The organism is Planctomycetota bacterium (assembly GCA_018242585.1).
In the GTDB taxonomy this organism is placed as follows: domain Bacteria; phylum Planctomycetota; class Planctomycetia; order Pirellulales; family PNKZ01; genus JAFEBQ01.
In genome coordinates, this window is record JAFEBQ010000015.1 from 126,415 (window position 1) to 141,332 (window position 14,918).

Annotated in this window: 10 protein-coding genes and 1 pseudogene; 9 read left to right on the top strand and 2 right to left on the bottom strand. The window is 62.0% G+C overall.

Annotation, left to right across the window (positions count from 1 at the left end; all coding sequences use genetic code 11):
* Positions 1 to 246: 246 nt before the first annotated feature.
* The gene (locus JSS27_08450; GenBank protein MBS0208968.1) at positions 247 to 2,184 is read left to right on the top strand and encodes a hypothetical protein; all 1,938 of its coding nucleotides are present in this window, start codon (positions 247 to 249) and stop codon (positions 2,182 to 2,184) included.
* 227 nt (positions 2,185 to 2,411) lie between these two features.
* Here JSS27_08450 and JSS27_08455 read toward each other — a convergent pair whose 3' ends face one another.
* Positions 2,412 to 2,939 (bottom strand): cation transporter, encoded by a 528-nt coding sequence (locus JSS27_08455; GenBank protein ID MBS0208969.1) that lies wholly within the window; start codon positions 2,937 to 2,939, stop codon positions 2,412 to 2,414.
* Between the two features lie 452 nt (positions 2,940 to 3,391).
* Between JSS27_08455 and typA the strand changes: the two are divergent.
* The 8 genes and pseudogenes from typA to JSS27_08495 all read left to right on the top strand — a co-directional run bounded on the left by typA (position 3,392) and on the right by JSS27_08495 (position 13,767).
* Positions 3,392 to 5,253, top strand: a pseudogene (gene typA, locus JSS27_08460) (translational GTPase TypA).
* 228 nt (positions 5,254 to 5,481) lie between these two features.
* Positions 5,482 to 7,167, top strand: a complete 1,686-nt coding sequence (locus JSS27_08465; GenBank protein ID MBS0208970.1) for a CehA/McbA family metallohydrolase — start codon at positions 5,482 to 5,484, stop codon at positions 7,165 to 7,167.
* Positions 7,168 to 7,192: 25 nt separating this feature from the next.
* Positions 7,193 to 8,014, top strand: a complete 822-nt coding sequence (locus JSS27_08470) for a creatininase family protein (protein MBS0208971.1) — start codon at positions 7,193 to 7,195, stop codon at positions 8,012 to 8,014.
* A 139-nt stretch (positions 8,015 to 8,153) separates the two neighbouring features.
* A complete protein-coding gene (locus JSS27_08475; protein MBS0208972.1) occupies positions 8,154 to 9,596 on the top strand; it encodes an MFS transporter in 1,443 nt (480 codons plus the stop codon).
* A 154-nt stretch (positions 9,597 to 9,750) separates the two neighbouring features.
* Complete coding sequence (locus JSS27_08480; protein MBS0208973.1) at positions 9,751 to 10,869, top strand: mandelate racemase/muconate lactonizing enzyme family protein; 1,119 nt, start codon at positions 9,751 to 9,753, stop codon at positions 10,867 to 10,869.
* Between the two features lie 5 nt (positions 10,870 to 10,874).
* Positions 10,875 to 12,311 carry a sulfatase gene (locus JSS27_08485; protein ID MBS0208974.1) on the top strand — a complete coding sequence of 479 codons (1,437 nt, stop codon included), beginning with the start codon at positions 10,875 to 10,877 and terminating at the stop codon, positions 12,309 to 12,311.
* A gap of 195 nt (positions 12,312 to 12,506) precedes the next feature.
* Positions 12,507 to 13,430, top strand: coding sequence for an EamA family transporter (locus JSS27_08490; GenBank protein ID MBS0208975.1), 924 nt, complete (start codon positions 12,507 to 12,509; stop codon positions 13,428 to 13,430).
* 58 nt (positions 13,431 to 13,488) lie between these two features.
* Positions 13,489 to 13,767: a hypothetical protein gene (locus JSS27_08495; GenBank protein MBS0208976.1), complete on the top strand. Its 279-nt coding sequence runs from the start codon at positions 13,489 to 13,491 to the stop codon at positions 13,765 to 13,767.
* 108 nt (positions 13,768 to 13,875) lie between these two features.
* On the opposite strand, the gene JSS27_08500 is transcribed toward JSS27_08495, so the two are convergent.
* Positions 13,876 to 14,736 carry a hypothetical protein gene (locus JSS27_08500; protein ID MBS0208977.1) on the bottom strand — a complete coding sequence of 287 codons (861 nt, stop codon included), beginning with the start codon at positions 14,734 to 14,736 and terminating at the stop codon, positions 13,876 to 13,878.
* Between the last annotated feature and the right edge of the window lie 182 nt (positions 14,737 to 14,918).

Below are 14,918 nucleotides of genomic sequence, written 5' to 3' on the forward strand. Positions count from 1 at the left end.
CGCCAGTATCCCGGAATCGCGCCCCATGCGAAAGGGTGTGCTAGCAGACCCGTGCCGCGCGGCGGAAAGCTCTAGCGTCAAAAAGGTTCCATCGGTATAGAAGGGGACAGCATGCCGGTCTGGCGCGCGCATGTCGAGATTGCATTTGCGGCGTAATCGCACGGTCAGTGCGACGATCGCAAACCGTAGCATTGGCGACGACAATCGTCCGCCGTCCCGAATCGCACCATGAGAAGGATCGAATCGATGTTCCGAACGCTGTTGGCAGCCGCCGTTTGCGCTGTGGCGCTGGTTGTAGGCCTGGCCCAGGGGGCCTTGGCCGAGATTCCGCCGGGGGATCAACTGTTTCCGGCCACGACCAAGGCGTTTGTCTCGGTAGCCAACTGGCCCGACGCGATCGAAAAGTTCAATCGCACGCCGCTCGGCCTGCTGTTGCAAGACGAGAAGATGGAAGCATTTACCGCCGATTTGCGCAAGCAACTGGACGGTGACAAGGGAACGGTTGCCGAACGGCTGGGAATGCCGCTCGAAGACCTTGAAGCTTTGCCCAGCGGTGAAGTCTCGGCAGGGCTGGTCGAACTGCCAAGTAAAGTCGTTGGCGGCGTGGTGCTGTTCGACGTGGCGCAAAATGTTCCTCAGGCGCAAGCCGCCCTTAAGAAGGTCGAAACTCGGATGCTCAAGGACGGCGCCAAACGCGCCACCCAGGAAAGCAAAGCCGGCCAGGTCACGCTGACCGTGTTCACCATTCCCCCCAGGGGCGAGCGCAAGGAAACAATCACGGCGATCTACTTCCTGCACGAAGGGCTGTTGGGTTTTGCCGACAACCTGGCTGTCGTCGAAGACATCCTGGTGCGTTGGAAGAACCGGACTAAGGACGGCCTCAACACCAACGAAGACTATGTGGCTACCAGCAAGCAGGCGAATCGCAATGACTTGAAGCCCGACGTGCGCTGGTACGTTGACCCGCTGGCCACCTTGTCGGCGTTGCAAGGGAATATGAACCGCAAGATGGGCGGCCGCGACTTGTCGAAGGTGCTCTCGCGGGAGTTCGCCGCGCTCAAGGCGGCGGCGGGCGTAGTGGTGCTGGACGCGGCGCCGTATGGCCTGATTCATAGCAATTACGTCCTGGCCCCCCAGCCGTTCGAGCGCGGCATGAAGGTGTTGACCTTCCCGAACGCTAAAGCCTTTCCGGTGCCGAAATGGGTGCCGAGCAAGATCGCCAGCTACACGGCCTTTAGCTGGGACGTGCTGAACGCCTTCGACCACTTCGACACCTTGTTCGATGAGTTTGCCGGCGACGGTGAAGAAGGAGTCTGGAAGGATGTGCTCGACAGCATCAAGACGGATCCGAACGGTCCTCAAATTGATTTGCGCGACGACTTGGTCGCTCACACCGGTCAGCACTGTATTTTCTTGATCGACACGGAGTTGCCTGTTGGGCCCTACAGCCAGCGTCGGTTGTTCGCCGTCGAAGCCAAGAACGAAGCCAAGCTCGCTGCGGCCGTCGAAAGGGCGATGCAAGGGGACAAGGAAGTTCGCATTCACGAAGTGATCGTCGCCGGCAAGACGCACCGCATCTTCGAGATGATGCCCGAGGAAGACGGTGTGCCGGCCGTGCAGGTACAGGTCGACGGCCAGAACCAGGTGGCCGCCGCGGCTCAGCCGCCGCACCAGGCGGTGACCGTGGCCCACGGTTGGATGTTCATCGCCACGCACGTTGATTCACTGGTCGCGATCATCAAGTCGCCAAAGGCCGCCAAGCCGTTGGCCGACGATCAGGCTTACGCCAAGGTTCTGAACGAATGCGGCGTGTTTCACAAGACGCCGCGCTGCATCCAGATGTTCAATCGGGACGACGAGCGGCTGTACTTGGCCTATGAGTTGTTCCGGATCGGCAAGCTGCCCGAGGCGGACCTGCCAATTGCCGAGGCGCTGAACGCGATCTTCAGCAGCGAGGTCGCCGAAGGGGAAGTGCGAAAGCCGAAGCTGAACGGCGAGAAGCTGCCCGACTTTGCCGTGGTGCGCAAATACTTCGACACCAGCGGCGTCTTCGGCTCGACCGAAAACAATGGCTGGTTCGTGATGGGCTTCTTGTTCAACAAGGTGCAGCCGCCGGCCAGGACCGAAAATGCCGGCAAGGCGATCAACGCCGAAGCCCGCCGCCCAGATAAGAAGGCGGAGTAGCGACGCGGAACGCAAGGAACCCTCGAACGGGTTGATATGAACCCTTCTCCCTTCGGGAGAAGGTGGCGGCGTTAGCCGACGGATGAGGGTTCCGTATCAGGCTCGCGCGGCGTTCCAATTGTTCGCTGACCCTCATCCGGCCTGTCGGCCACCTTCTCCCGGCGGGAGAAGGGTTGCTTCACGCCCAGTGATTGGCGCAAAGAGGCCGATGGCGTTTGGCAGGTGCCTTACTGCGACACCTTCACATGGAAGCCGGCTTCGTTCAGCGCCTTGACCAGCGCCGAGGCCGAGAAATCGCCTTCGACGACAAACGAAGTTTCCTTCGCCTTGCAGTTGTCTTCCTTGACGCCGGCCACGTCCTTGACGGCTCCCTTGATGGCCTTGGTGCAAGAGCCACAGCAGTTGTGGATGCCCGAGACTTGCAGTCGTTTGACATTGCCCGACGGAGCGCCGCTGTCGTCGGTCATGGCGAGCTTGGCGTTGTCGATCGTGCCGTGAAAGCCAGCCGCGGCCAAGGCGGCAACCGCTTTGCCGGCGGTGGCGTCGTCGGCGGCGGTGATGGTACACGAGGCGGCGTCCTTGTCACAGGTAACCGAAGCGCCGGTGACCGGGGCGATGGCCTTCTCGACCCCTTTCAGGCAAGCGCCGCAGCAAAGGTGCATGTCCGAGACGGTCACCTTGACGTCGGCGCGAGCCACGCCGGTCAGAGCAACAAGCAGTCCAGCGATCAAAGTTCCGCGTGCGAATAGCAACATGGCGCAAATCTCCTTGGCGTGGATGGGTGGGAAGTCTGTTTAGGGAGGGGGCTGCGTGACAGCGCGCTTAATGTCGCGCTACCGCCGGTCAAAGTCAACGTGATTTCGCGTTTGCACCGCGCAATCTCACTCATTGCAGCGCATTTGCCATCGCGCCTTGGCCGTATAACGGGGGCTGCTAAGCGCAAAGCTAATCGTAGCAAGGTGTTTTTGGGGTTGTCCGAGTGCCCCCTGAAACGGATAATTGATTTGCTCGCTGCGCAGGTGCTTGGGCCGCTGGTCGTGGGACCGCCCAGGCCGCGATGATCGCTCGCCCGACGAGGCGGGCGGCCCCTCGCGCCACGGGACGTGATATGTCCGGGCGCGCTGGTGGCACGTCTCTCTGTCTGATGCGCACTGCCGATCCGAATTGCCCCGCTCAAACTATTGACCTGTCCCGGAACACGAATCGAATGTCAACCGCCGAAGCTGCCATGCCCGAAAGCACCGTCACTCGTCGCCAGGATATCCGCAACCTGGCCATCATCGCGCACNNCACGTCGACCACGGCAAGACGACCCTGGTCGACTGCTTGCTGAAGGCCAGCGGCGAGTTCCGCGCCAGCGAACTGGCCGAGACCTGCGTGCTGGACTCGAACGATCTGGAACGGGAACGTGGCATCACGATCCTGGCCAAGAACTGCGCCATGCACTACGCCGGGATCAAGATTAACTTGATCGACACGCCGGGCCACGCCGACTTTGGCGGCGAGGTCGAGCGCGTGTTGCGAATGGCCGACGGCGCCTTGGTGCTGGTCGACGCCGCCGAAGGGCCGATGCCGCAAACTCGCTTCGTGCTTTCCAAGGCGATCGAGTTCGGGCTGAAGCCGATCGTGGTCATCAACAAGATCGACCGCTCGGACGCCCGCCCCACCGAAGTCCTGAACGAAGTCTTCGAGCTGTTCATGGAGCTGGGGGCCGACGACGAGTTGGCCGATTTTCCATACATCTACGCCTGTGGTCGCGACGGCTACGCCACGCACGACTTCAACGTGCCGACCGACTCGATCAAGCCGCTGCTGGACATGGTGCTGGAACACATCCCTGGGCCAGTCGTCGACGCGGAATCGCCGCTGCAAATGTTGGTCACCACGCTCGATTGGAGCGACTACGTCGGCCGCATTGCCATCGGCCGCATCTACGCCGGCTCGGTCAAGAAGGGGCAGCGTGTTGGCCTGACCCAGGCCGACGGCAAGATCGCCCCGGCACGGGTCATCAACGTCAACGTCTTCGAAAAGCTCGGCAAGGTCGAAGTCGACGAGGCGACCGCTGGCGACGTGGTAGCGCTGGTGGGCCTGGAAAAAATCGAAATCGGCGACACGGTCACCGACATCGAGAACCCGCGGGCCTTGCCGCGATTGACCGTCGATCAGCCGACGCTGGAAATGCGGTTCAGCATCAACACCTCGCCGTTCGCCGGCCGCTCGGGCAAATACGTCACCACGCGCAATCTGCGCGAGCGGTTGATGAAGGAACTCGAACGCAACGTCGCCATGCGCGTCCGGCCGATCGACGGAACCGACGCCTTTGCCGTGGCAGGCCGCGGGCTGTTGCACCTGTCGGTGCTGATCGAGACGATGCGCCGTGAAGGCTACGAGTTGTCGGTCGGCAAGCCGCGCGTGATCACGCGCGACAACAACGGCGTGACCGAAGAGCCGTTCGAGTCGCTGGTCGTTGAAGTTCCGCCCGAGCGGATGGGACCGGTCATGGAACTGGTCGGCTCGCGCTACGGGCGGATGCTTGAAATGCACACCCGCGGGCAATACTGCACGTTGCGGTTCACGATTCCGGCTCGCGGGCTGATCGGCCTTAGGACGCGGATGCTCAACGCCACGCAAGGGACCGCGGTGATCCACCACCGGTTCGAATCGTACCAAGCGATCGAAGGGGATATCGCCGGCCGCTTGAACGGTGTGCTGATCTCGATGGTGTCGGGCAAGGCGGTGGGGTTTGGCCTGTACGGCTTGCAAGAACGATCCGACTTGTTCGTCGCGCCGGGTGACGAGATTTACGAAGGGATGATCGTTGGCGAAAACGCGCGGCAGGAAGACATGCCCGTGAATCCGTGCCGCGAGAAGAAGCTGACGAACATGCGCGCCTCGGGGAGCGATGAGAACATCATCTTGAAGCCGCCGCGGCAAATGTCGCTGGAAATGGCGCTCGAATACATCGAAGACGACGAATTGGTGGAAGTCACGCCCGACAAAATTCGCCTGCGCAAGTCGATTTTGGCCGAGGCCGACCGCCGCCGCGAGAATCGGAAGAAGGGGTCTTAGAAGTTGCTAGTTGCTGGTTCCTAGTTCCTAGTGAAGAAACGACAGATCGTTTTCCAAGCCCAGGAGTTCACCTCCTGGGCTTTTTTATTTTGAACCGCAAAGACGCAAAGGACGCAAAGAAGAAGGAGTTGAATGAAAAGGCGAATCTATTTGCATCGACGGATTCCGATGCCTTATTCTAGCGCCGTTAATCTGACTGGAACTCGCGCGCTTGAATCGGATCGTCGCATGTCCGCTCGCTTTGTCATTGGCATCGTGCTACTCGGCCTGGGCATTGACTGCGTGTACGCCCATCCGCCGGCCGAAGCGGCAAAGCTGGTCGATCAGCAGGCCGAAGACGCCATTCACACTCCGCCAGGGTTTCAACAAGCCGGCAAGCCGCTGGTGGCCGATGGATCGGACACCGGGCTGGTGAAGTTGCGGATCGTCGATCGCGCCACCGGCGAGCCGACGTTCTGCCGCGTGAACGTGGTGGGCAGCGATGGTAATTACTACGAGCCGGCCGAGAACACGCTCGCGCCCTACAGCCTGCACCGATTGGGCAATCGGGCCGGCAAAGGGCCGTTTCGTTACTACGGCTGGTTCTTCTACACCGCCGGCGAGAGCGAAGTCCGCGTGCCGACCGGCGCGACGCGCGTCGAAGTCTGGCGCGGCTATGAATATCGCCCGTTGGTCCAAGAACTCGACGTCAAACAGGGCGCGACCGAGTCGGTGCGGCTCACGCTCGAGCGCGGCATCACGATGACTGACCTGGGCTATTACTCGGGGGACGTGCATATTCACCTGGATCGGCGTAACGACGCCGAGGAAGCTCGGGCGCTCGACCTGATGATGGCCGAGGACATGCAATACGGCGTGCTGTTGGCCAACAACCAGGATGGGCGGAATTACAGCGGCCTGATGGAGCGAAACCTCCACCAGCAACGGGCGTTCGGCCTCGAAGCGATCAAATCGCGCGGCAACTACTCGATCGCCGCCGGCCAGGAAATCGTCGGCGGCACCTACGGGCACATCCTGTTGTTCCTGCACGATCGGTTGGTGCTGGAAGGGGCCTCGGTCGAGCCGAACTATTGGCCGCCGCTGGGGGTGCTGGGCTCTGAAGCGCGGAAGCTGAAGGGGTTCGCCTTTCACGCGCACGGCGGTTATGCCAAGGAGATTTACGCCGACTTCGCCCGCCGCGACACCAACGGCGTCGAGTTGCTGCAGTTCGCCGAGTACCGGGGCGTGGCGCTCGAAGGCTGGTATCACATGCTGAACATCGGTTACCAGTTCCCCGCGCTCGGGGCGTGCGACTATCCTTACTGCCGGGCGCTGGGGGATTGTCGGACGTATGTCTTTTCGCCCGAGCGGCCGACGTTCGCCCAGTGGTGCCAACGGTTGGCCGAAGGGCGGAGCTTCTTCACGACCGGGCCGATGCTCTTACTCGAAGTCGACGGCCACCGGCCGGGCGACGTGATCGAACGCTCGGCGAATGACAAGCGACCACTGAAAGTACGAGTCAAGATTAGCGCTGAAGTTGGCCTGCCGCGGGAGATGGCGATTGTCGTCAACGGGCAGCCGTCATTTACGATGTCGCGTTCCGACCGGCCGCTCGACATTTTTCAATACGACGGCGAAATCAACGTCGACTACCCGATGTGGATCGCCGCCAAGTGTTGGACAAAATCGCCACCTGGCCAGCCCGATGTCGAGGCGCACACGAACCCGGTCTATGTCACGGTCGACGGGCGGCCGCCGTATCGCGAAGGGGATGTCGACTGGCTGGTCGCGCGGCTCGATGACTTAATCGCCGAATTCAAGAACAAGAAGAAGTTCGCCGAGCAGGAAGCCGCCGTCGAATACTTCCAGCAAGCGCGACAGAAGCTGGCCGATTTGCGCGCCGCGGGCGGATCGACGAAATTGATCGCACCTTAACTCTTCTATAGAAAGCAAACGACGCATGGGCGCTGCCAACGAGTATCGCTACAACCGCCTGACCTGGCCCGAGATGAACGACGCCATCGCGGCGCAAAAGCTGATTATCCTGCCCACCGGATCGACCGAGCAGCATGGGCATCATCTGCCGATTGATGTCGATGTCTTCCTGGCCGAGTCGGTCTGTCTGGAAGTCGGCCGCCGCGCGCCTGATCGCGTGCTGGTCCTGCCGCCGATCGCCTATGGGCTGAACCTGCACCATATCGACTTCCCCGGCACGATTCACATCGAGCCCGAGACGTTCATCGCTTTCTGCCTGAACATCACCAAGAGCGTCGCCTACCACGGCTTTCAAAAGATTCTGCTGGTGAATGGCCACGGCTCGAACGCGCCGCTGATTGACCTGATCGCCCGTCGGACGGTGCTCGAGACGAACTCGCTCTGCTTCGCGACGACGTATTTTCATTTTCTGCTCGACGAGTTTTTGAAGATTCGCGAGTCGCCGGTGATCGCGCATGCCGACGAATTCGAAACGTCGTTGTATTTGCACCTGGCCCCCGAGCGCGTGCAGATGGACAAGGCGGTTGAAGACAACGATCGGATGGGCAAGTTCGTCAGCAGCGACAGCACGATGAACTACCCGGTTCGGTTCAACGACTTTTGGGGGCGCTGGACCAAGACGGGCGTGCATGGCGACGCCACCAAGGGGACGGCCGAGAAAGGAAAGATCATCTTCGAAGCGGCCGTCAATGGCCTGGTCCAACTGGTCGACGAGCTGCGCGCCTGGCCGATCGAAAAGCGCCAAGACATGCACCGGCTACCAGTGCAAAGCCAGATCAAGTGGTGAGGTTCGGGGGACTTGCCACCGAAGGCACTGTGCCACGGAAATGAAATGGCCAATGTCGCATGTCAATCGACTCGCTTTGTACCACCTGGCACGTCGGTTTGGGGTTTGAACTCACCTCGATCGCACTACACGAACAGTCATGGCAATCGCGTCCTCTCATTCAGAAACAACTTCCTCTGCCGCCCGCGCGTTGTACGGCGCGCAACAGCGCGTGTTGCTCTGGGTCTGCGCGCTGTCGGCGTTGACCTACCTGGATCGGGTCTGCTTCGGTGTCGCGGCCAAGCATCTGAAGTCCGACCTGGGGCTCGACAACGATGCCGAGCTGAAGTGGGCGTTCACCGCGTTCGCCATCGCCTATTCGCTGTTCGAGATCCCCTCGGGCTGGCTGGGCGACGCCATCGGCCCGCGCCGCGCGCTGTTGCGCATTGTCGCCTGGTGGTCGTTGTTCACGGCCGCGACCGGGCTGGTCGGTTACCAGGTGGCGGGGATCACCCTCGGCGGGCTGTACACATTGTTCATCGTGCGCTTTCTGTTCGGGGCTGGCGAGGCAGGGGCCTATCCGAACATCACCCGGGCCCTTCACAACTGGTTCCCCACCGAGCGTTGGGCGACGGCCCAAGGCTATGTCTGGATGTCGGGCCGGTTGATGGGAGGACTGACGCCACTGATCTGGGCGGCCCTGGTGACGGGCACTGCTTGGACGCCGGCGCTTTTGAATTGGCGTGGGGCGTTCCTGGGGTTTGGAGTGCTAGGGCTCGTCTGGTGCGTGGGCTTTGGCCTTAAGTTTCGTGACACGCCGCGCGGCGACGCCCGCTGGCGCGACACGCCCGAACTGTTGGCCCACGTGCCGGAGCATCACGATTCGCACGAGCTTCCTTGGCGCAAGCTGCTCGCCAACCGCACGCTCTGGCCGTTGAGCCTGATGTACTTCTGCATCAACTACGGCTGGTACTTCCATATCACGTATTTACCATTGTTCCTGCGCCAGCGATTCGACGTGGGGGACGATCAACTGGTCGGCGCGATTTACCTGGGCGGGCCGCTGCTCGTTGGCTCGCTCGGCTGCTTCTGCGGCGGCAAATTGGCCGATTGGCTGGCACGGCGAACCGGCAACGCGCGCCGCGTACGAATCATGATCGGCATCGTCGGCCAGTCGTTCTGCGCCGCCTGCTGGGTAGTGGCGATGTTTGCACCGAATGTGCATGTGTTCTGCGCGGCCATCAGCTTGTCGGCCTTTGCCAACGACATGACCATGGCCTCGGCCTGGGCCACGTGCCAGGACATCGGCGGCAACCACGCGGCCGTCACCGCGGCCACCATGAACACCGTCGGCACCGGCGGCGCGGCCATGGCCGGCTGGCTGACCGGCACGATCGTCGAACGCGCTTTGTCGCAGCAGGCCACGGGACTTGGCGTCGCGGTCACCGCCTTGCCGGCCGATGCGCTCCACACCGCGACGCTTGACGGCTATTATCAGAGTCTGGTCACCTTTGCCGGCGCGTGCGCCGTGGCGGCGCTGCTGTGGGCCGCCGCCGGCTGGACGCTCCGCCGGCGAGGCGTTGAAAGCTCAGCAAGCCAATGATGCATCAACCGTCACGTCGCGCACCGCAACCCTTCTCCCTCCGGGAGAAGGTGGCCGAAGGCCGGATGAGGGTCTTTGAGAATTGCATCGCTCTGCCAAATTGAACCGCAGTGCCCCCGGTCATTGACCGGGGGCTAATGAGGCACGCACCACCATGAAGATCACCGAAGTTCGTACGATTCCGCTCCGCGGCGCGACCCAAGACACCGGCTGGCCGGGCGGGACCGATCCGCACCTGGACATGAATACGCTGGTCGAAGTCGCGACCGACAGCGGGCTGGTCGGCCTGGGAAGCTGCTTCACCAGCCAGCAACTGGTCGAGGCGGGCTTGTCGCTGCTGCGGCCGCTGTTGATTGGCGAAACCGGTGTCGAAGCCGAGCGGGTTAGCGAGAAGCTCCGGCAAAGCACCTTTTGGCAAGGGCGCGGCGGCGCGGTCGAGCACGCCATCAGCGGCGTCGACATCGCCCTCTGGGATCTGATGGGCAAGGCGCTGGGCCAGCCGGTGTCGCGACTGTTGGGCGGCAACTACCGGGACCGGATCAAACCTTATGCGTCGATGCTGTTCGACGAACCGGCCACGCTGCGCGACAAGCTGCAACAGCAAGTCGCACGCGGCTTTCGCGCCATCAAGATGGGCTGGCGTCCCTTTGGCCGCGTCAGTCGCCAGTATGACGAGCTGTTGATCAAGACCGCGCGCGAAGCCGTCGGCGAGGATGTCGAGCTGATGGTTGACGCGGGGGGTAGCGAGCAATTCTGGCCCCACGGCGTTTGTTGGGCGCGTGAAACGGCCAAGATGCTGGGCGATTACCAGATCACCTGGTTCGAGGAAGCCTTGAAACCCGACGACGTGGAGGGGTTCAAGGAGCTGCGTCAGTCATCGCCGGTGCTGGTGGCGACGGGCGAGGTGTTGACCCGACGGCAAAGCTTCCAGCCGTTCATCGACCAGCGGGCCGTCGACGTGATTCAGCCCGATCTGACCAAGTGCGGCGGCTTGAGCGAAGGGCGGCGGCTGGCCTGGGCCGCGTACGATCACGGCGTGTTGCTGGTGCCACATGGCTGGAACACCGGAGTCGGCGTGGCGGCCGACTTGGCGCTCAGCGCCGCCATGCCCGTCGCCCGCTGGGTCGAGTTCCAGACCGGTGTGCCGTACATCGAGGACATCATCCTGCCCAAGTTCCAACTCGACGCCGATGGCATGCTGCCGATTCCGACTGGGCCGGGTCTGGGCATCACGCTGAATCAAGACCTTCTCGACCGTTACACGCGAGGTTAGCCGAAATGAAAACTCGATGGGCTGTCTTTGTCTTGGCCCTGAACTTCTCCGTGGCCAGTGCGGCGCTGGCCGCCGTCGCTGAGCCGGTGCGTCCGAACTTCGTGCTGGTCTTTATCGACAATTTGGGGAATGGCGATTTTGGCTGCACTGGCTCGACGCTCCATCGCACGCCTCACATCGATCGGCTGGCGGCGACGGGCACTCGCTTCACGAGCTTCTACGTGGCCAGCGGCGTCTGCACTCCCAGCCGCGCCGCCCTGATGACCGGTTGCTACCCGCGCCGCGTCAACCTGCACGTCAACAGCGAGAACGGCGCGGTGCTGAGACCGGTCGAGCCCAAGGGCTTGAACCCCGACGAGGTCACCATTGCCGAGACGCTTGGCACCGCCGGTTACGCGACGGGAATGTTCGGCAAATGGCACCTGGGAGATCAGCCGTCGTTGCTACCTACCCGACAGGGATTCGAGACTTTCTTTGGCATCCCCTACAGCGATGACATGACGCGCGACCATCGGCCTGACGTCTGGCCCGAGCTGCCGTTGATGCGCGGCGAACAAGTCATCGAAGCGCCGGTCGAGCGAAACACGCTGGTGAAGCGCTGCACGGAAGCGGCGATCGCCTTTATCGAGCAAAACCGGCAGCGACCGTTCTTTGTCTATTTGCCCCAGACGATGCCCGGCTCGACGGCTCATCCGTTTTCGAGCAGCGCCTTTCGCGGACACAGCCGCAATGGCGAATATGGCGATGCCGTCGAGGAGCTCGATTGGTCCATCGGCGAATTGATGTCCACGCTCGATCGGCTTGACCTGACGCGCCGCACGCTGGTCCTGGTCACGTCCGACAATGGCGCCGTCGAGCGTCATCCGCGACAAGGAAGCTGCGCTCCCTATCGCGGCTGGGGCTACGACACGTCCGAAGGCGCGATGCGCGTGCCGTGCCTGGCTTCGTGGCCCGATCACATTCCCGCGGGCCGGGTGTGCGACGAGCTTTGTAGCACGATGGATTTGCTTCCCACCTTCGCCAAGCTGGCCGACGCGCCGCCGCCTTCCCGACCGATCGACGGCCACGACATTCGTGACCTGCTCTTGGGACAACCGGGCGCTCAATCTCCGTGGGATGCCGAAGGATTTGGCTATTACCGGCTTGAGCAATTGCAGGCCGTCCGTTCCGGGCCGTGGAAACTTTACCTGCCGCTTGACAATAAGTACGTCACGGCGGGGCGCAAGACAGCGCGGGCCAACGCCGAGCTGTACAACGTGCGCGACGATGTCGGCGAGACGCGCGAAGCCTCGAAAGAGCATCCCGACGTGGTCGTGCGACTGTCGCAACTCGCCGAACGGATACGCGGCGAGATCGGCGACATGGACCGACCTGGCCGTGGGGAACGTCCCGCTGGCTGGTCATCGCCGGCCAAGCCATTGACGCCGCGGCAAGCAGATTAACCACGAAGAACTCAGGGTGGTGACCAAGCCAGCATGAGGAATGTCGAATCTCCCCCAGGGCTACTGTTCTCCAGCGCGACACAGGTCGATGACGGGAGCCGCGTTGTGGCCAGCCATCCCGCGAACCGCGTTGAAAACCAAATTGCCGCGCTTTCCTAGGCGGCGAGATCGCCAGCATTGTTAGGACTACCAGGCGTGACTCAGTCGGTGCGCGAAGGGCGAATCTGGATTGCCGTGGCGGCTCTGTTGTGGAGCTCGTGCGGGCTGTTCGCCAAAAGTCCGTTGTTCGAGGACTGGCCGCCCGAACATCGGGGCGTGCTGCTGGCCTTTTGGCGGGCGCTGTTTGTCGCCGTCTCGCTGTTGCCGTTGGTGCGGCGGCCGCGCTGGCGGCGCGAGCTGGTGCCGCTGGTCATCGGCTTCACCGGCATGAACGCCACCTATTTGTCGTCGGTGGTGTTGACCACGGCGGCCAACGCCATCTGGCTGCAAAGCACCAGCCCGTTCTGGGTGCTGCTGATTTCGGTGTTCCTGTTCCACCGTCCGGTGAACCGTCGCGACCTGGTCCCGGTGGCGTGCGCCGCGGTGGGGGTGGGGGCGATTCTCTGGTGCGAGTTGCAAGGGGCCGCCTGGTCGGGCGTGGCGCTTGGCGTCACGTCGGGCGTCTGCTTCGCGGTGGTCGTACTCAGCATGAGCGCCCTGCGCGACGAGAACGGGCCGTGGATCATCCTGGTCTGCAACGCCACGGCGGCGCTGGTGTTCCTGCCCTGGCTCGTCTGGCTGCAGGTTTGGCCCTCGTGGCAGCAATTGGGGGCGCTCGCGGTGTTCGGAGCGTTTCAGATGGCGGCGCCGTATGTCTGCCTGGCCCGCGGGCTGCGCTCGATCAGCAGCCAGGAAGCGGTGGCCATCGGATTGATCGAGCCGGTGCTGATGCCCGTCTGGGTCTACCTGGTCTGGGGCGAAGCGCCGGCCTGGTGGACGATCATCGGCGCGGCATTGATCCTAGTCGGCCTGCTGATTCGCTACACGATCCTCGAGCGCCGCCAGCCAGCGCCGGTCGACCTGCCCGAGTCGCCGCTACCAGCCGAAGCGCCGGCCGTGGTTACGTCGGAATCGGCTTGAAAACGAGGTCTGCTAGGCGGTGCTTGGCGGGGCGTGGTATAATTGGGCTATGGACAACATGCTCTCTCGCAATGTGGCCGAAATCCCCGAAGCCAACCGGCGGTCGCTCGAAGACTTGCTCGGCAAGGAACTGACGCCGAATCAGCGGGTGTTCATCATGGTGCTCGATTCGTCCGCCGCGTCCGACGAAGGGCAACGCGCCTCCGCGGCGGCGGGCTTGCGAGAAATCATCGCTTCTGCCCAAGCTCACGCGAACCGCATAGGCGCCACTGACGACGAAATCGACGCCGCGGTCGACGAGGCGATGGCCCATGTTCGCCGTCACCAGGTAAGCTGATGCGTGTGCTCCATTGTGAGATTTGACCTGCCCTAGCTTTACTGTCTTGGCTGGACTTGTTCGTCAGATGTGGCAGGAGAATGTTGCATCATCGTGACTCAGCCAGGGCTAGAGTCCGGCCCGTGCCTGATCCAATTCTGTATCTATGCCAAGAATCTTGAATCGCGTGCCAAACACCAGGGCGAACACATCCAGACTACAAACGCCTGACTGAGCGGCAGTCTTCAAACAGACTCGGTGGGGAATTCCCCCGCACGCAAAGAAATCAACATCAACATTTACCTTTGAGCCGTTGGCGTCGAATTTGGCCTGTTGCCAGAGGGCCTTTTCGTTTGGATGGGCGCCAAGGTCGATCGTTCGATCGTAAAGCTCACTTGCCACACGATGTGCCTCGGGCGCGACTGCCCCAAGGTACTCCAAGACTTTTACATTGGCGAAGTCCCGGCGCACCCGTTTTAAGCTCTCGCTGTCGTCGCCTCGTGACAGCCACGTCAATTGCCGAGGCTCGTTGCCCGCCATGAATGCCGCATATAGTGCATTCTCTAAGCAGCCTCGCATGACCATGTAAGATTCCGGAAGTTGGCCACTCAGGACAAGACGTACGGCACCGACAAATGATGCGTGTGCACGGTGCAAGAGCAAGGCTGCGATGATTTCAGGATGCTGGTCGAGGTGCCCAATTGCGCGCCGGAAGAGCCCGTCGATCGTCAAGAGCTTGTCGTACTGGGGCCGCATGTTGGCGAAGGTGGCAATCGTATTGTGATGAGCGTCGATAATCGACTTACTCAAAGGATCGCCGCCCCAGCCGGGCCAGTTAGCAAATGGATTCGCCGGCGAGTCAGACTGCAACGCCTTGACGTCGGTTTCAGCTACGCCTTCGCTTGGTGCGGATTGTGACTGTGGAGGTTTTTCCGTTCCCATATTTATCACGAATGTCTGAGCGGCGATTGCTTGCGACGTTTGCTTCATGAGTTAGGTCAGGGTCAGCAGCACTTGGTTCGCGCCCCTTGCATTGAATCCCAAAAACGGTTTTGTCATATAAATGCTCAGCGGGTGTTGTCATCGCTCTCGTTGCAATGCGACGTCTCCTTCTCACAGATTCGCCAGGAGCTTGCGGCGGACTTGTCAGGGTGACAGATTCTCCTCTATTA